This window comes from Cryocola sp. 340MFSha3.1 (assembly GCF_000383315.1).
GTDB lineage: Bacteria > Actinomycetota > Actinomycetes > Actinomycetales > Microbacteriaceae > Leifsonia.
In genome coordinates this window covers 572,930-589,826 of the sequence record NZ_KB911087.1, presented here as the reverse complement: position 1 = coordinate 589,826, position 16,897 = coordinate 572,930, and the positions used below count along the sequence as shown (strand labels likewise).

At 70.2% G+C, this 16,897-nt stretch carries 14 protein-coding genes; 2 read left to right on the top strand and 12 right to left on the bottom strand.

The window, feature by feature from the left end:
* Window positions 1–11 precede the first annotated feature (11 nt).
* The 9 genes from H284_RS0102815 to H284_RS0102775 all read right to left on the bottom strand — a co-directional run bounded on the left by H284_RS0102815 (window position 12) and on the right by H284_RS0102775 (window position 11,312).
* Entirely contained in the window at window positions 12–659 is a 648-nt protein-coding gene (locus H284_RS0102815; protein WP_020075069.1) for an SGNH/GDSL hydrolase family protein, read from the bottom strand.
* The gene (locus H284_RS0102810; RefSeq protein WP_020075068.1) at window positions 660–2,750 is read right to left on the bottom strand and encodes an acyltransferase family protein; all 2,091 of its coding nucleotides are present in this window, start codon (window positions 2,748–2,750) and stop codon (window positions 660–662) included.
* Window positions 2,751–2,856: 106 nt separating this feature from the next.
* On the bottom strand, window positions 2,857–3,915 hold the full coding sequence (locus tag H284_RS0102805; protein ID WP_020075067.1) for a glycoside hydrolase family 130 protein: 1,059 nt from the start codon (window positions 3,913–3,915) through the stop codon (window positions 2,857–2,859).
* Complete coding sequence (locus H284_RS0102800; RefSeq protein ID WP_020075066.1) at window positions 3,912–4,937, bottom strand: glycoside hydrolase family 130 protein; 1,026 nt, start codon at window positions 4,935–4,937, stop codon at window positions 3,912–3,914. The genes H284_RS0102805 and H284_RS0102800 overlap by 4 nt, the downstream gene beginning before the upstream one ends.
* 39 nt (window positions 4,938–4,976) lie before the next feature.
* The gene (locus H284_RS0102795) at window positions 4,977–5,888 is read right to left on the bottom strand and encodes a carbohydrate ABC transporter permease (protein ID WP_020075065.1); all 912 of its coding nucleotides are present in this window, start codon (window positions 5,886–5,888) and stop codon (window positions 4,977–4,979) included.
* Entirely contained in the window at window positions 5,885–6,862 is a 978-nt protein-coding gene (locus H284_RS0102790; RefSeq protein ID WP_020075064.1) for a carbohydrate ABC transporter permease, read from the bottom strand. The genes H284_RS0102795 and H284_RS0102790 overlap by 4 nt, the downstream gene beginning before the upstream one ends.
* Before the next feature lie 2 nt (window positions 6,863–6,864).
* Window positions 6,865–8,157: an ABC transporter substrate-binding protein gene (locus tag H284_RS0102785; RefSeq protein WP_018190559.1), complete on the bottom strand. Its 1,293-nt coding sequence runs from the start codon at window positions 8,155–8,157 to the stop codon at window positions 6,865–6,867.
* Window positions 8,158–8,194: 37 nt separating this feature from the next.
* Window positions 8,195–9,217 carry a LacI family DNA-binding transcriptional regulator gene (locus H284_RS0102780; protein WP_020075063.1) on the bottom strand — a complete coding sequence of 341 codons (1,023 nt, stop codon included), beginning with the start codon at window positions 9,215–9,217 and terminating at the stop codon, window positions 8,195–8,197.
* Between the two features lie 7 nt (window positions 9,218–9,224).
* Window positions 9,225–11,312, bottom strand: coding sequence for a hypothetical protein (locus H284_RS0102775; protein WP_020075062.1), 2,088 nt, complete (start codon window positions 11,310–11,312; stop codon window positions 9,225–9,227).
* 185 nt (window positions 11,313–11,497) lie between these two features.
* Between H284_RS0102775 and H284_RS0102770 the strand changes: the two genes are divergently transcribed.
* Window positions 11,498–12,619 (top strand): baeRF11 domain-containing protein, encoded by a 1,122-nt coding sequence (locus H284_RS0102770; protein ID WP_020075061.1) that lies wholly within the window; start codon window positions 11,498–11,500, stop codon window positions 12,617–12,619.
* A 236-nt stretch (window positions 12,620–12,855) separates the two neighbouring features.
* On the opposite strand, the gene H284_RS0102765 is transcribed toward H284_RS0102770, so the two are convergent.
* From H284_RS0102765 to H284_RS0102755, 3 genes are read right to left on the bottom strand one after another with little or no spacing between them, the layout of a single operon-like run.
* Window positions 12,856–13,362, bottom strand: a complete 507-nt coding sequence (locus H284_RS0102765; protein WP_020075060.1) for a DUF2017 domain-containing protein — start codon at window positions 13,360–13,362, stop codon at window positions 12,856–12,858.
* On the bottom strand, window positions 13,359–13,661 hold the full coding sequence (gene clpS / locus H284_RS0102760) for an ATP-dependent Clp protease adapter ClpS (protein WP_018190564.1): 303 nt from the start codon (window positions 13,659–13,661) through the stop codon (window positions 13,359–13,361). The genes H284_RS0102765 and clpS overlap by 4 nt, the downstream gene beginning before the upstream one ends.
* Window positions 13,658–15,433 (bottom strand): glycoside hydrolase family 15 protein, encoded by a 1,776-nt coding sequence (locus tag H284_RS0102755; protein ID WP_020075059.1) that lies wholly within the window; start codon window positions 15,431–15,433, stop codon window positions 13,658–13,660. The genes clpS and H284_RS0102755 overlap by 4 nt, the downstream gene beginning before the upstream one ends.
* Before the next feature lie 29 nt (window positions 15,434–15,462).
* On the opposite strand from H284_RS0102755, the gene H284_RS0102750 reads away from it, so the two are divergent.
* Window positions 15,463–16,839, top strand: coding sequence for a glucose-6-phosphate dehydrogenase (locus H284_RS0102750; RefSeq protein WP_196802423.1), 1,377 nt, complete (start codon window positions 15,463–15,465; stop codon window positions 16,837–16,839).
* Window positions 16,840–16,897 lie beyond the last annotated feature (58 nt).

Sequence of the window (16,897 nt, the reverse complement as noted above, 5' to 3'; positions counted from 1 at the left end):
TCCCGCGGGAGTCAGCCGCCGGTCACCGTCTCCACGATCGTCGCGCGGAGCACCTCGCCGGCCATGCGGCCGCTGGCTGGAGTCGGGTGGATGCCGTCGACGGAGGTGTGAGGGCGCCATCGACCGTCGTCAGTCCTCACCGCCGTCCACGGATCGACCCACGTCCAGCCGGAGCGTCGGGCGAGGTCGCGGAGTTCCCTGTTGAGCTCGAGTGTCACGGCCGCCCGGTCGTCGTTCCGCGGCGCGACCGCCGAGAGGATGCGGAGCGGAACGCCGGTCTTCTCGAAGATCGCGGTGATGTTCGTCAGCGTCCGCGGGTTCGGGCGGTCGCCGACCGGTGCATCATTCGTGCCCGCCATGACGACCACCACCTGCGCGTCGGGAAGAGGGGTCACGTGGCGGTGGATGTCGGCGGTGGTGTCACCGTAATGCCGGTAGCCGCCCACGTCGGCGACGTCGCCCGTGGCGGCGGTGGCGACCCACGTCCAGTGCGTCGGCAGGCCGAAGCGGTCGGTGGAGGCGGTGATGGAGTCGCCGATCGCACCGAAGCGGATTCGATCGGTCTGTGGCACCGAGGTGCAGGAGGCGATCAGCAGCGGGACGAGGAGAAGGGCGGCCGACGACCGGGCGAGGCGAGCCCAGCCGCGTCGCCCGTTCATTCATCCTCCGAGTTGTCGGTCGATGTAGGGGGCCAGAGCCGTGGCGTACTCCCTGCTGAGATGCGAGAAGTCGCGATAGACGATGACCGAACCGACCTGAGGGTAACACCACTGCTCGTCGCAGAACCGGTCGCGCAGGGCGATGCGGGTGACGTGGTGCTGCTGCTCGGCTTGTGTCGCGGCCTGGGTGATCACCATGGACGGCGGCAGGGCGGAGGCTCGCGGCACGGCGCAGGACATCGGATCGCTCGCGTGGCCGGCGAGGCAGGTCGGGACGGATGTCCCGATCGTGCGCGGGACATCCTCGAAGACGTAGACCCGCTTGCCGGAGGCGCGCCATCCCTCCCACTCGTCGAGGAATCCGTCGATGGCGGGATCGGCGAGCGGGTGGTCGGGCGGGGACGCGAACGTGTACGCGGACGAGAAGGATGCGGTGAACACGGCGCTGACCGTGGAGTCGGAGGCGAGGCGGGCGTTCAGGTTCTTCACCCACTGATGGCACGCCGCCTGATTGGCGTCGGTCGTCTCGTTGGGGAGGACGCGCAGCGCCAGCGTTGCCGGGCACGAGGTCTTGACGTAGGAGACGACCTGCCAGCCGCGCTTCTTGCCGACGGCGTCGAGGGCGGGGATCCAGGCGGACGCGTGCGAGTCCCCGACGATCGCCACCTTCTTCGTCGCCTTCGACGCCGGAGCGCCGTACGAGCAGGTCACGAGCTCCGAGCCCTCGAATCCGGGCAGGCACAGCGGCTGCTCCTTCGACACCGCGACCGCGACCCGGCTGACGTCGACGGTTCCGGTGACCGGTGAGCAGGCGGCTTCGTGGGTGAGGGCGGCCGGCCCCTGGCAGGCGCCCGAGCGCGGGGCTGCCGCCACCGGGGTGCCGACGGTGGGAACGATGACGAGCACCGCGCTGAGCGCCACCACCGCGGCGCCACCGGCGAGCGCGAACCCGTAGGGGCGCCACCCGCTGCGGAGCAGACGTCCGCGCCGGACGGGATCCTCGACGGCGACCTTCGTCACCCAGGCCAGCGCTGTCGCTCCGATCAGGATGGCGATCTTCGTCTTCCAGCCCAGTGGATGCCCCAGGATGAACGGGAGGATGACAATCGCCGGCCAGTGCCAGAGGTACAGGGAGTACGAGACGTCTCCCAGGAACGTGGCCGGCCGTCGTGACAACCACCATCCGGGACCGTAGGGATGAGGGTTGCCGCAGCAGAGGATCAGCGCGACGGTCGCGCCGACCGGCACGATGGCGGTGAACCCCGGGAACGGCGTCGCGGCCGTGTAGGTGGTGGCCGCGAAGGCGAGGGCGCAGACCGCGGCCCAGGCGGTAAGGGTGGCTGCCGGGCCGCTGAACCGCCGGTCGGCCGCCAGAAGCGCCGCGAGACCGCCGGCCCCGAACTCCCAGACACGGGTCGGCGTGACGAAGTACGCCCCGGCGGAGTTCACGGCGGTGTAATAGATGGAGAAGGCGAGCGACAGGACGGAGATGACGGCCAGGCCGATGATGAAGACGGTGCGACCAGAGGTCCGAGACGTCGACTTCACACGTCGCCCGGCGATCCAGAAAAGGCCGATCAGGATGAGCGGCCACACCGCATAGAACTGCTCCTCGACGGAGAGGGACCAGAAATGCTGGGCCACCGTCGCGCTCTCGCTCATCGCTGAGTAGTCGACGGCGTTGGCGGCCAGCAGCCAGTTCTGGACATAGAGCGCGCTGGCGATCAGCTGCCGGGCCGACGCATCCCATGTCGTCGCGGGCGCCCAGAGGTAGACGGCGACGCACGACACCGCGAGCACCAGCAGGGATGCGGGGAGCAGCCGCCGGATGCGCCGCCCCCAGAACGTGGTCAGCGGAACACGCCCGGTGCGGCTGAAGTCGCGGAAGAGGTGCGCCGTGATGAGATAGCCGGAGATGACGAAGAAGACATCGACGCCGACGTACCCTCCGGTGAGGCGTTCGGGCCAGAGGTGGTAAAGCACCACCGCCAGGACGGCGACAGCACGGAGGCCCTGGATCTCAGGCCGGAACCCCGTTCCTGGCTTGTCCGCGGTCGCTGGGGCGGCGGACCGGTCCCGGGGTTCGTTCACGAGTTCCAAGAGTAGAGCACTCCGGCGGCTGATCGCGAATTATACGTTTTACATGTGCAATATGCATAATCCTCGCAAATCGCGCCGCCCAGTGCCCTGAGCGGCTTCAGACGGTCTCCCCCCGCTCCAGCAGCGCGACCCCGATCTTCGAGTCCGCCATGCCGTAGAACACCCAGTCGCGGCCGTCCACCGACTCGATGGCCGTCGGGAACACGACGTTCGGCACGATGCCGCTCCGCTCGTCCTCCGTCTCGGCCGAGAGCAGCGGTTCGGTGGTGCGGTCGAGCACCCGCCACGGCTCGTCGCCGTCGAGGATCATCGCGCCGGCGGCGTAGTTGACGTTCTTCTGCTGCGCGACCCCCGACTCCAGCCGGCCGGTGACACCGTGGTGGATGAGCAGCCAGCCCTCGGGGACGCGGCGCGGCGCCGGGCCCGCACCGATCTTGAGCTCCTCGAACGGGAACTCGGGACCCGCGAGGAACCGGTTCTGCCGCCAGCGGGCGAGCTCACGCAGGTCGCGCTGCACGGCCTCGACGGGGATGAACGCGATCCAGATGCTGGGCCGGCTCTCGCCCGCGGGGGGATGCTCGCCCTCGCCCGGGCGGATCTCGCCCAGGTCCCACACCGGCCGGTGGAGCACCGCGAGGCTGGGGGTGCCGTCCGGCGCGGTGACCGGTTCGGGGAAGAACACGGTGTCCTTGTTGTGGAAGAGCGACAAGTCGATCCCCAGCTCGTCGTCGTACTCGAACGACACCGGGCCGAGCCGCCGCCAGGCGCGCAGGTCGTCCGAGACGGCGACCGCCGTGTGCGGGCCGAGCGGTCCGTAGGCGACGTACGTCATCACGTGCAGCCCGAGCGACGGGATGAACGTGATACGCGGATCCTCTACGCCTGCGTTCGAACGGCCGCGCTCGAAGGGGCGGTCCGGTTCGAGGACGACGCCCTGGCGTTCGACGGCGACCGGGACGCCGTCCTCCGTGATCACGCGGGCGAGCCCGACGCGCGAGACGTTGCCCTCGGCGACCAGGCGCGGCAGCAGGTACAGGTCGCCGTCGGGGCCGTGGCCGGACGCGGGGTTGAGGACCCCCTCCGCCTCGAGCGGGTCGCCCGCGACAGGTGTCATCACGACGCCCGCCCGCGAGAGCCGGTACGGGAACGCGCTCATGCGTCCACCTCCTTGTAGAAGTACAGTTCGCGGACCCCGGGCGGAGCATCCCACCCCTGCGCGAACGACCAGCGGCCGTCGAGCTTCTGGAGGCCGCCCCAGGCGAGCGAGCCGCCGCGGTTCAGCTCCAGTTGCGTGAACGGGTCGTCGAGCCGGTACAGCGCTTGCGCTGCGGCGAAGTCGCCGTCGGCGTCGGCGTAGAAGAAGTCGAGCACCAGGTGGTCGCCGTCGACGACGGCGCAGGCGACCTCGAACAGCGAGCCGGGGAGCGGCGACAGGTCGAGGTAGGGCTGCACATCGAAGCGCCACTCGAGGCCGTCGGTCGAGCGTCCGACCGTGGGCCGGCCGCCGCATCCCTCGGACAGGAACATGAGGTACTCGCCGCCGATCCGCACCGCCCGGCCATGCTCGTCGCGCGGGATCACCGCTCCCTTCGCCCAGTACTCCGACACCTCGTAGGGGACGACGAGGCCCCGCTTCGTCCAGTGCTCGAGGTCGTCCGAGACCGCGCTCATGATGTCGACGGCGACGGATCCGTCATCCCGTCGCCAGATCGCGTTGTAGAAGAGCACGTAGCCGGTGTCGAGGGCGTAGACCTTCGGGTCCTCGACGCCGAGCGTCTCGTTCGCGAGCGTCGGATACAGGATCGGGTTGGCGGGGGAGTCGTGCCACACGCCGTCCCGCCGGACCGCGTGACCGATCCGGCTGGCGGTCGACTCCTTGCGAGGCGATGCCCGGTAGAACAGGTGCACGTCGTCGCCCCGCTGGATGACGGTCGGGTTGAAGACCGAGTCGCTCGTCCATCCCACCCCGGTGGGGTCGTCCCACTGGCCCTCCGGGCGGAAGGTCAGCGCGTCGTCACGGACGAACGGTCCGATCGCCCAGTCCGGGCGCACCGGGTAGTGCGCCGAGAACTGGTCGGTCGAGATGCGGTCGGTGAGGGCGTTGGTGTGCGCGAGCGCCTCGCGGTAGCTCGCCAGCAGGGCGTCGTGCTCCGCCGGAGCGGTGTGGACGGTGTCCATGGTCTCCCGTGGTTCGTTTCTGTGGATGGACGGGGTGGGTCAGCCCTTGACGGACGAACCCAGGTCGGTGGAGGTGAAGTAGCGCTGGAAAACGATGAACAGCACGACGACGGGCGCGGCCAGCACGACGGCTCCGGAGAGGATCGCGCCGTACGGGTTCGCGGTGGACCCCGCGACCGTCGAGATGTAGTTCGCCAGCGACACGGCCAGCGGCTGCAGGCTCGCCTCCTTGGTGATCAGGAACGGCCAGAGGAACTCGTTCCACGGGCCGATGAAGGTGAGCAGCAGCACCGTGACCAGGGCCGGACGCACCAGGGGCAGCGCGATCCGCCACAACAGCCGGAACTCGCCGGCCCCGTCGACGCGCGCGGCGTCGAACAGCTCCTTGGGGAGCTGCAGGAAGTACTGCCGGAAGATGAGCACGGCCGCCGAGTTGATCGCGAACGGCAGGATCATCCCGAGGTAGTTGTCGGCGAGCCCGTAGTTGCGTGCGATGAGCACGTACAGCGGGATCATCAGCAGCTGGAACGGGATGGTCTGCACCAGCAGAGCGAGGGCGAAGGTGACCCCGCGTCCGCGCCACTGCAGCACCGCGAGCGAGTACCCGGCGAGCACGCCGAACACGACCGTGCCCAGGAGCACGCCGCCGGTGAAGATCCCCGAGTTGACGAGGCCGGTCACCAGGTTGATGCGCGAGTTGATCTCGGCGTAGTTCTGCAGCGTCAGGTTGCCCGGGTTCGGGAAGGCGCCCGCGATCGTCGTGTCGGGGGCCGTCTGAAGCGACCCGACCAGCATGTAGTAGAAGGGGAACAGGAACGCGATGGCGCCGAGCGTCAGCACGATGCCCTGCAGGATCGCCTGCCCGCGGCTCAGCCGCCGCGGGGTGCCCAGGTCCCTCCTGCGCTTGGTCCGCGCCGGTGCGACGGCAGGCGGGGTGGTCTCCGTGGTCATGACTCGTTCCTCCCTCCGACGAAGCGGTTCTGCAGCCAGCCGATGATGAGCACCCCGATGACGAGGATGACCCCGATCGCGGAGGCGTATCCCGGGTGGCCCTGCTGGATGCCCTGCTGATAGATCAGCAGCACCGGCGAGGCGGATCGGCCCTCCGGCCCGCCGCCTCCGGTGAGCAGGTAGGGCTCGGTGAACAGGTTCGCGCCGGTGATCGTCGCGAGCAGCAGGACCAGCACGGTCGCCGGACGCACGCCCGGAACGGTGACCGACATGAACTGCCGGATCTTGCCCGCGCCGTCGGTGGCGGCCGACTCGTACAGCTCGGTCGGCACGTTCTGCAGCGCCGCGAGGTACAGCAGGATGTAGAAGCCGAGACCCTTCCACGTGACGTAGATCGCGATGGACGGCATGGCGAGCGCCGGGTTCGAGAGCCAGCTCGGGCTCGGCGCCAGCGGACCGAGGATCTGGTTGACGAGTCCGTTCTGGCCGAATAGGAACAGCCAGACGGCGATGGTCGCCACACTCGCTGTCACGTACGGCACGTAGTAGCTCACCCGCAGGAAGGTGCGGAACCGGACGATGCTGTTCAGCCCGGAGGCGAGAAGCAGCGACAGGATGACGGTGAGCGGCACGTTGATGATCAGGAAGATGCCGACGTTGACGAACGACTGCAGCACCTGGGGGTCGGTGAACGCCTGGATGTAATTGTCGAACCCGACGAACGGGCGATCCACATTCGCCCCGGGCGCCGCGAAGAAATAGTCGAAGAACGACATGTACACCGCGAAGCACAGCGGGAACGCGAAGATCGCGAGCACGAAGACGAGATACGGCGCGCTGAACAGCCAGCCGAGCGGATTGGTGCCCAGGATGCGCTGCACGAGCGGCGGCCGGTGCGTGCGCCCCGACCCGGTGGCGGGCGAGGCGCCCGCCGCCGGCCGTGCGGTGTCAGAACCGCGGACGGAGGTGCTCATGGCTACTTCTGGGCCTGGAGCTTGTCGATCTTGTCGGCTGCCGCCTTGAAGACGTCCTCCACCGATCCGCTGCCGTTCACGACCGCCTTCGTGTAGGCGTCACGAAGAGCCTGCATCTGCGCGATCGTGTTCGTCCCGGTCGGGTCGTCCACCGTGCGAGCGCTCTGCGCACCGAACTCCTTGTACGCGGGGTGCGAATCGAAGTACGACGCGTAGGTGGTGGCGAGGTCCTTGCGGATCGGCATCTGGCCGCTGACGTCGAGCAGCTTGCCGTCCTGCTCCTGGCTGGTCGCGAACTTCAGCACATCCCAGGCCGTTCCCTGGTTCTTGCACGAGGTGTACATACCGATGTTCTTCGCGTCCGGGAAGGTGTAGGTCTCGTCGGCCGACGTGCCGTCCTTGGTCGGGACGGGGACGGAGCCCCACTGGACCTTGTCGCCGTAGTACGCGATCGCCCACGGGCCGACGATGGCCATGGCGGACTTGCCGTCCTGGAACGCGTCGCCCTGGTACTGCTCCTTGCCGGCGAGCCCATCGCTGTAGATGGTCTTCCAGAAGTTGGCGACATCCAGCGAGTCCTGGTCGGCGATGGTGGCCTTGCCGTCCTCGATGAAGGTCTTGCCACCGGTCTGGGCGGCGAGCAGCGGCAGGTAGTCGAAGTTCACCTGGAAGAACTCGCTCGTCGGGGCCGGGTAGATCGCGTACGGAGCTGCGCCGGACGACTTGATCTTCTGCGCGGCGGCCAGGAACTTGTCGTAGGTCGACAGGTCGGGCTTCTCGGGGTCGAGGCCGGCCTTCTGGAAGATGGCCTTGTTGTAGAAGATCATGACGGGGTTCTGCTTCCACGGCATCTGGTAATAGTCGCCGTCGGCCGACTTGTACTGGGCCGCGGCGTCACCGCTGCGGGCCTCGATGTACTTGTTCCCGTCCGGGAACTTCGACAGGTCGACGAGGCCGCCCTGCTTCTGCCACTGGCCGGTGGCCGCCGGGAGGTTGTTGAACACCAGGCACGGCGTGGTTCCCGCGGTGATGGCGGCGCCGATGACCTCCTCGGTGCTCTTGCCGGCAGGCACCTCCTGCGCCTTGATCTTCTCCTTCGGGTGCGCGGAGTTCCAGGCCGAGACCATCGCCTTGCCCCACTGCACCTCCTGGGTGTTGTTGGAGTACCAGATGGTGATCGGGCCGTGCGCCTTCATGGCGTCCGTGCTGCCGCCTCCGCTCGAGCCGCACGCGGCCAGGGTGCCGGCGACGATGCCGGCGGTGATGAGGGAGATGGCGATCCTACGCTTTCGCATTGTCTCTGCCTTTCGGTGGGTGTGGGGGTAGGGTCGATCAGCCGGCCGACGGCGGGGCGGTGGATGCGCGCACCACCAGCCGGGCGGGCGGCAGCGCGACGTCGCCGGGTTCGCCGTCCTCCACCAGCCGCAGCAGCGCGGTGGCGGCGGCGGTTCCCCAGCCGGCCGGGTCGTTGTCGAGGGTGGTGAGGGAGGGGTAGACGAACGACCCGATGTGCGAGCCGTCCAGTCCGGTGATGGAGAGCTCGGCCGGGAGGTCGAGCCCTCGCTCATGTGCGACGCCCATCCCGGCGATCGCCATGGGGTCGTTCCCGTAGACGATCGCGGTCGGGCGGTCCTCTGTCTCGAGCAGGGCCTTCGTGGCCTCGGCGCCCTGCTCGGGAGAGAAGTCTGTGGTGACGACGACGGGGGAGATCCCGGCCGCCGCCGCGGCGAGCTCGAAGCGCTCACGCCTGCGGAGCCCGTGCAGCATCCGCTCGTCGCCCGAGACGTGGGCGATGCGGCGGTGCCCGAGCTGAACGAGGTGCCGGACGAGCTCGTCGATGCCGGAGTCGTAGTCGCGGGTGATGACGGGGAAGGGGCTGCCACCGGGCGGTTCGCCGAGCGACACGGCGTAGGAGCCGAGCCGCGAGATCAGCGGGATGCGCTCGTCCGCGGCGAGGAGGTCGGTGAGCAGGAACCCGTCGACGCGCTTGTCGGCGATGAGCCGCTCATACGCACGCTCCTCGGCGGCGCGGTCGGGCACGACGGTCAGCACGAGCACGTTGCCGCGTTCGGCCAGCACGGTCTCCACTCCGGCGATGAACGAGGCGAAGAACGGGTCCACCTCGATCGTCCGGGGTTCGCGCCGCAGCACCAGCCCGAGGGCGTACGCGCGCCGGGTGCTCAGACCGCGGGCCCCGGGATGCGGTGTCCAGCCGAGGTCGCGGGCGGTCTGCAGGATGCGCTCCCGCGTCTCGCTCGCGACCCCCGGGCGCGCGTTCAGGGTCAGCGACACGAGCGACTTGCTGACGCCCGCGGCGCGGGCGACGTCGTTGATCGTGACGTTGGCCGGGGTCATGCGGGGCTCACTTCGGGGTCACCGTGGTGAAGCCGCCGGGGAGGACCACGATGATGCCGTGGGCTCCGACGGTCTGCGTGCGGCCGACCTGGCGGCCGGAGGAGTCGTAGCTGGTCGCGGCGACCGGGCCCGTCGCATCCAGCTTCTGCGGCACCGGCAGCTTCGTCGCGTTGACGTAGACGTCGAGGCTGCTGCTGCCCGCGAGTCCGAGGTGCGACACGACGGGCTGGACGAGCAGGGCATCCAGCCGGGCGGTCCCGGAGACGCGCGCGGTCACCGTCGTGGTCTGGGCGGGAACGGGGATGGGCAGGGTCTGCGGCAGCAGGAACACCGGGCTGGGCGCGATGCCCTGATCACCGGAGCGGACGTTGTCGGTCCGGCCGAGAGGCAGCGTCAGGCGGCCGACGGAGGCGGTCCAGGAGGTCGTGCCCGCTCCGCCCGGACCGAGGTCGGCGATCGGCAGGATGCGCGCCGCCGGGTGGCCCGCGGGAAGCGTGACGGTGACGGTGGAGCGGTCGGAGGCCTGCAGGTAGGCGCCGCCCGACCAGTTGGCCGAGCCCGTCCAGGCTGACGGCGGCGTGACGGTGGTGACGGTGCCGGTCGTCGTGCCGGACTCCGCCTCGACCACCGTCAGGCCCTGGGTCGCGGTCGTGCGGGTGAGGGCGGTGGCGGTGCGGGCGATGGCGGGATGCGCATCCAGCGCGAGCATGCTCAGCTGGGTGTGGATGACCGACTCGGCTCCGCAGTTGCGGTTCACGGTGCCGTCGGCCGCGATGCCGTCGACGCAGACACCGGTCGCCGGATCGTAGGCCGGGACACCGGCGCGGTTGGCCCCGAAGTACCAGGCGGCCTGCGCTCCGGCCAGGGCGGCGAGCCCGCCGGCGCCGGTCGCGTCGGCCGCGGCGACGAGGCCCTCGAGTCGCGAGTCGACGCCGTAGGCGATCTGGGTGCGGTCGGCGGGCGTCGGCGTCCAGCCGTTGTCCGGTCCGCCGGTCGCGAGCAGCTGGGCGGTGAACTGGGCGAGGTCGGTGGTCGCACTGCGCTGCAGGGAGGCGTCGCCGAGGGTCGCGGACGCCGCGGTGAGGGCGGCGGGCTGCATCCCGGCCCAGGCATGCCAGAAGGTGGGGGAGTTCGCCTCGGGCAGGAGGGCGCCGAACGGCCACTGGCCGATGCCGCCGCTCTGCAGCTTCGCGATCCCCTCCGAGTAGTGGGCGAGGGCGGTGCGCGCAGCGGTGTCCGCCGGACGGGCCGAGACGTACGCGCTCAGGCCGAGCACGGCCTCCGCCGTCGCCCCGGCGCTGCCGACGATCAGCCAGCCGGGGACGGTGACGCCGTTGGCGATCTGCGTCTGCGGGTACTGGGCGAGCGACTGGCGGCCGAGGGCGCCGAGCGCCAGCTGCATCCGGTCGCCGAGGAACGACGCGAAGGCGGGGTCGGCGTCGCGGAAGCCCGCGTACCCCTCGCCGAGCGCCCAGACGGTGCGGGCGAGCCAGAACGACTCGGCCGAGTCGGACGGGTCGGGCAGCTCCTTCGGGATGGCGGACGGGTTGAGCGTGCCGTCGTGCTGCTGCCAGAGCACCACGTTGCCGGCGTTCGGGCCGTCCGTCGTCTGCAGGTAGGTGAGCGATCGGAGCAGTTCGTAGGCCGACGTGCGGCTGGATGCCGTGCCGTTCTGCTTCCAATCGCGGAGGTAGACGACCGCGGCGCGCGAGATGTCGTCGGCGTCGTACGCGCCCTGGGCGTACCAGCCGCGCGCGGCATCGGTGATCGGGCCGCCGCCGACGCGGTGGAAGGTGCCGTCGGACTGCCGGTCGGCGTACACCCAGGGGGCGCGGGCGACCGGCTCCTCCGCGGCACGGTACGTGGTGTGGCCGGCGACGCCCGCGAGGAGCGGGACATCGTCGAGCAGGAAGTCGAGGTGGGCCAGATTGGTGAGCTTCGGCGGTGCGGCGTCCGCGGTGGCGGAGGCGCTGGGGACGGTCGCCGGAGCGGTGGTCGCGGCCTGCGCGGGCAGGGCGACGGCGGTCACCGCCAGCGTCGCGCCGAGCGCGAGAGCGAGCGCAGCCCGCGGTGTCTTCAGTTCTCGGTTACGCATCGTCGCGACCCCTCATGGTGGAGCGACCCCCGGGCGGGGGTCATCATCTAAACCGGTTTAAAGGACGGTAGGCGCGCTGACGGCAAAAGTCAACGTGAGTCTTGTGAAGGCCCCCGTCGCGCGACGAGACTGGCCGCACCGTACCGCGATCGACCACGCCATGACGGCGGGGCAGGAGGACTTCCGTGGAGTACAAGGACATCCCGACCCAGGCCGACGTCGAACGGATAGCCGGCTTCCGGCAACCCGGCTGCGTCAGCGTCTACCTGCCGACCGGGACGACCCCGGCCGAGGCCGACCGTGCCCGCATCGAGCTGAAGAACCACCTGGCGTCGGCCCAGCGGGCACTCGAGAAGCTCGAGGTGCCGCGGTCGCGCATGCAGAGCATCCAGGCCGAGGGGGAGCGGATCCTCGACGACCGCGACTTCTGGCGCTACCAGTCCCGGTCCCTCGCGGTGTTCCTCGACGGGGAGCTGGCCGAGACCTTCCGCCTCCCGAACCGGCTGACCACCGCGTGCGAGATCGCGGACCGCTTCTACGTGAAGCCGCTGCTGCGTGCGCTCACGTTCCCGCAGACCGCGCTCATCCTCGCCCTCGCAGGCAACTCGGTGCGCCTGCTGCGGATCACGCCCGACCAGTCGCCCGAGCGGGTCGACGTGCCGGGGATGCCGACGGATGCGGCCTCGGCCGTCGGGCTTCCGTCGATCAGTGGACGGCAGGCCGACGGGCGCATCCAGGGCTCCGAAGGGCACAAGGTGCGGATGCTGGAGTACGTGCAGGCGATCGAGCGCGCCCTGCACCCGCTGCTCGCCAACTCGACGGAGCCGCTCATCCTCGCCGCCGCGGAGCCGCTGCTGGGCATCTTCAAGGGGGCGGGGGAGCACCCGCACCTCGTCTCCGAGGTGATCGGCGGCAATCCGGAGGACAAGACCGACGAGGAGCTCGCCGCGGCGGCACGCGGCGTGCTCGACCGGCTGTACGCGAGCAAGGTCGCCGCGCTCCGCGAGACGTACGAGGCGCGCATCGCCGCCGGGACGGCTCTCGTCGATCTCAGCGACATCGCGCGCGCCGCGACCTTCGGCGCGGTCGAGTCGCTCGTCATCGACATCGACCGCCGGGTGCCGGGCACCGTCGACGACGAGACCGGCGCGATCACGTTCGGCGATGACGACACCCCGGGCGAGTACGGCGTGGTGGACGAGATCCTCCGCCGCGCGCTCGCCTCGAAGGCGAAGGTCTATGCGCTCCGGGCGGAGGACGTGCCGGGCGGCGGCGCTGCCGCTGCCGCGGTCCGCTTCCCGGTCTGACGTCGCTCCGTGTCACCTCCCTTTCCGACGCCGTCGGAAACGGAGGTCATCGGGCCGTGCTCCGCCCGCATCCCCTCCGTTCCCGGCGAAAACACCGATCGGCCGGGCGTTTCTCCTCCGTTTCCGACGGCGTCGGAAAGGGAGGAGAAGGGAGACGACGCGCCGGCGCGAGGAGGGAAACGGAGGCCCCCGCACCGGGTTTCGCCCGCATCCTCCTCCGTTTCCGGCGGCGCGCGTCAGCGACGGGGGCGGACCGCCAGCACGAGGAACTCCTGCACCGCGGCCAGCCAGTCGTAGACCGCGCGCTGCATCGCCGACTCCTCGTCGTGGATGTCGCCCTCGTCGCCGTCCTCGTGGATGCCGAGCCGCGCCGCGAGGACCAGCCGGAGGTCGGTGATCGTCCGCAGCCACGCGCTCGCCTCGGCGTCGTCGAGCGCCACCTCGGTCCGTCTGCCGGCCGGCTCGCCGAGCGTCCGCGCCATCAGCCGCGCGTTGTGCTCCTTGCGGTCGGCGAGCCCCTCCGCGGTGAAGCGGCGGAACTCTGCCGACGCCTCCGGGTCGTCCGGATACGCGTCGGGCAGCAGGCGCCCGAGCGCGGGGTCCGTCTGCGGTCCGTCGGGGGTCGCGGCGGCACGCGCCAGCCCGGCCGCCTCGTCGGCGAGCGACAGCAGCAGCCGCGCTTCGTCTGCGGTGAAGGAGGCGACCACCCGACCGTCGCGCCGCCTCCGGTGGAACGGGATCACGCGTCCGCCTTCTGCAGCGTCGCCCACAGGCCGTACTCGTGCATGGCCTCCACGTGCCGTTCCATCTCCTCGCGGGTGCCCGTCGCGACGACCGCGCGGCCCTCCGTGTGCACCAGCATCATGCGCCGCTCGGCCTCTGCCTTGGGGAAGCCGAAGTAGGTCTGGAACACGTAGGTCACGTAACTCATCAGGTTGACGGGGTCGTTCCAGACGATCGTCACCCACGGTGAGCCCAGTTCGAGAAGCTCATCCGTCTGCTCCCGCGTTCCGGTCTGCTCCAGCGTGCCGGCGTCCGTCATCCGGTCGCCTCCGCGATCGCGTCCGCCGCCCGCACCAGCGCCAGGTGGGTCAGTGCCTGCGGCGTGTTGCCCGCGTGGGAGCGGCCGTCGACGTCGTATTCCTCGGAGAGCATACCGACGTCGTTCGCCAGGCCGACCAGCCGGTCCATGAGCCGAGTCGCGTCCTGAACACGGCCGGAGCGGGCGTACTGCTCGACCAGCCAGAACGAGCAGGCCAAGAAGGGATGCTCCCCGGGCGGCAGCCCATCCACTCCGGATTCCGTGCGGTAACGCAGCAGCAGGCCGTCGCGCAGCAGATCCTCCTCGAGTGCTCGCACGGTGCCGAGCATCCGCGGGTCGTCCGCGTCGACGTAGCCGACCTGAGCCAGCTGCAGCAGGGAGGCGTCCACGGCGGTCGTGCCGTAGTGCTGCACGTAGGTGCCGCGGTGCGGATCCCAGCCGTTCGCCTCGATGTCGGCGCGGATGGCGTCGCGCTCGCGCTTCCAGCGTTCGACCGGGCCGTCGAGGCCGTACTCCTCGACGCCGCGGATGGCGCAGTCGAACGCCGCCCAGACGAGCGCGCGCGAGTGCGTGAACTGCTGCGGCTTGTCGCGGATCTCCCAGATCCCGTGGTCCGGATCGCGCCAGTGCTGCTCCAGGTAGCCCATCAGCGCGCGCTGGAGTGCCCACGAGAAGCGGGTCTCGGCGTTCCCCGCGCGGCGGCCGCGGTCGAGGCCGAGCATCACCTCGCCGATCACGTCCGCCTGGAACTGAGTGGATGCGCCGTTGCCGATCCGCACGGGATGCGCGCCCTGGTATCCGGGCAGGCTGTCGATGATCCGCTCGGCGAGGTCGCGCTCCCCGGCGAGCCCGTACATGATCTGCACATCGCCCGGGTCGCCGGCGATCGCGCGGAGCAGCCAGTCGCGCCAGTGGTCGACGTAGTCGTTGTAGCCGTGATCGAGGAGCACGCCGATGGTGAGCGAGGCGTCCCGCAGCCACACGTAGCGGTAGTCCCAGTTGCGCTGACCGCCGAACGCCTCGGGGAGGGATGTCGTGGCAGCGGCGACGATGCCGCCGGTCTCCAGGTGCGAGAGCGCGCGGAGGAGGAGCAGCGACCGCACGACCTCGTCGCGGTACGGCCCATCGTGCGCGCAGCCGCTGGCCCAGTCCGTCCACCACTCTCGGGTGTGCTGCAGCGCCTTCTCGACGTCGAGCGCGGGCGGGGCGTCGCGGTGCGAGGGGAACCAGGTGAGCACGAGGTCGACGGTCTGGCCGGCGCGAACCGTGAACGACCCTTCATGCGAGTGGTTCGCCGCGTGCAGCTCGGAGCCGCGCACGACGATCGCGTCAGGCCCGGCGACCGCGATGAGGGCGTGCGGCCGCTCGGACTTGTCCTGGCGGACCCAGGGGATGGCCGTCGCATACCCGAACCGGATGCGCAGGTCCTGGCGCATACGCACCGTACCGCTGACGCCGCGGACGCGGCGGATGATGTCGGCGCGGTGATCGCCCATCGGCATCGCATCAACGACCTCGACCTCGCCGTCCGCGGTGCGCCACCGCGTGACGAGGATCATCGTGTCCTTCTCGTACTGACGCGTGCTGGTTGCCGCGGCGTCCTCCGGCGCGACGAGCCAGCGGCCGTGGTCCTCGGTGCCGAGGAGGGCGCCGAACATGGACTGCGAGTCGTAGCGGGGGAGGCACAGCCAGTCGATGCTTCCGTCTTTCCCGACAAGGGCCCCGGTGAAGCAGTCACTGATCAGGGCGTAATCCTCGATGGGGAGCGACATATTCCCAGTATGGACGTACTGTGAACGGCATGACGCAGTCCGTGGACACTCTTGTGATTCTCGGAGCATCCGGCGACCTCACGTCACGGCTCCTGCTCCCCGCCATCGGACAGTTGCTCACCGATCAGCCGGATCGCGCGTTCGCCCTGGTGGGTTCGAGCAGTGACGACCTCGACGACGACGCGTGGCGGAAGATCGTCACGACGTCGTTCGCGACGGTCGACGCGAAGGGGGATGCGGTGGAACGCCTGCTCGCCGGCACCCGCTATGTGAAGGGCGACGCCACAAGCGCGGACGACCTGAAGTCGCTTCTCGCGAGTGTGGACGGCGTCCCGGCGCTGTACTTCGCCCTTCCGCCGGCCGTGACGGCGAAGGCGTGCGACGCGCTCGGCATGTTCGACCTGCCCAAGGGTCTCACGCTGGCGCTCGAGAAGCCGTTCGGCACGGACCGCGAGAGCGCCATCCGCCTGAACGCGCAGCTCGCGAAGCTCGTCCCGGAGGACCAGATCCACCGCGTCGACCATTTCCTCGGGCGTTCCAGCGTGCTCAACATCCTCGGCGTGCGGTTCGCGAACAGCATCCTGGAGCCGCTCTGGGACGGTCTGCACATCGAGCGCGTCGACGTCGTCTACGACGAGACGCTGGCCCTGGAGGGACGCGCGCGCTACTACGACGGTGCCGGCGCCCTCATCGACATGATCCAGAGCCACCTGCTGCAGGTCATGGCGGTCCTGGCCATGGAGCCGCCGTCGACGCTGGGCGAGGCGGACCTGCGCGACGCCAAGCAGCTGGTGCTGCGTGCGACGAAGGTGTGGGGCGGCGACCCGGTCACAGCGAGCAGGCGCGCCCGCTACGCGGCGGGGGAGATCGACGGCAAGACCCTGCCGGCCTACGCCGACGAGAGCGGCGTCGACCCCAAGCGGGAGACGGAGACCCTGGCCGAGGTCACGCTGCAGGTGGACACGTGGCGGTGGAAGGGCGTGCCGTTCACCCTCCGGTCGGGTAAGGCCCTCGGCAGCCGCCGACGCGAGATGGTCATCACCTTCGTGCCGGCCCAGCACGTGCCGACCGGGCTGAAGGGCGCGACCGAGCCGGCCCAGCTGCGGCTGATGTTCGCCCCGGACTCGATGTCGCTCGACATCAACATCAACGGCACCGACAACCCGTACGAGCTGGAACGTGCCAGTCTGACCGCCGACTTCGGTCCCGGCGCGCTGCTGGCCTACGGCGAGGTGCTGGAGGGCATCCTCGACGGGGACCCGTCGCTGTCGGTGCGCGCGGATACGGCCGTGGAGTGCTGGCGGATCGTGGAGCCGGTGCTGACCGCGTGGCACGACGATCGCGTGCCGCTCGAGGAGTATCCGGCGGGGTCCGAGGGTCCGGAGGACTGGGCGCCGCTGGGTTGATCCGGGAGTGGGCTGAGCCGGGAGTGGGCGGATCCGGGAGTGGGCTGAGCCGGCCGGC

Coding starts and splice junctions, on each gene's coding strand:
- clpS (WP_018190564.1), bottom strand. CDS start 13,661: ATGACGGACGCCGGCACGCTGGAGCAGACCGGAACGCGGGAGCAGACG.
- H284_RS0102800 (WP_020075066.1), bottom strand. CDS start 4,937: ATGGACACCGTCCACACCGCTCCGGCGGAGCACGACGCCCTGCTGGCG.
- H284_RS0102750 (WP_196802423.1), top strand. CDS start 15,463: ATGACGCAGTCCGTGGACACTCTTGTGATTCTCGGAGCATCCGGCGAC.
- H284_RS0102790 (WP_020075064.1), bottom strand. CDS start 6,862: ATGAGCACCTCCGTCCGCGGTTCTGACACCGCACGGCCGGCGGCGGGC.
- H284_RS0102755 (WP_020075059.1), bottom strand. CDS start 15,433: ATGTCGCTCCCCATCGAGGATTACGCCCTGATCAGTGACTGCTTCACC.
- H284_RS0102775 (WP_020075062.1), bottom strand. CDS start 11,312: ATGCGTAACCGAGAACTGAAGACACCGCGGGCTGCGCTCGCTCTCGCG.
- H284_RS0102795 (WP_020075065.1), bottom strand. CDS start 5,888: ATGACCACGGAGACCACCCCGCCTGCCGTCGCACCGGCGCGGACCAAG.
- H284_RS0102785 (WP_018190559.1), bottom strand. CDS start 8,157: ATGCGAAAGCGTAGGATCGCCATCTCCCTCATCACCGCCGGCATCGTC.
- H284_RS0102805 (WP_020075067.1), bottom strand. CDS start 3,915: ATGAGCGCGTTCCCGTACCGGCTCTCGCGGGCGGGCGTCGTGATGACA.
- H284_RS0102780 (WP_020075063.1), bottom strand. CDS start 9,217: ATGACCCCGGCCAACGTCACGATCAACGACGTCGCCCGCGCCGCGGGC.
- H284_RS0102815 (WP_020075069.1), bottom strand. CDS start 659: ATGAACGGGCGACGCGGCTGGGCTCGCCTCGCCCGGTCGTCGGCCGCC.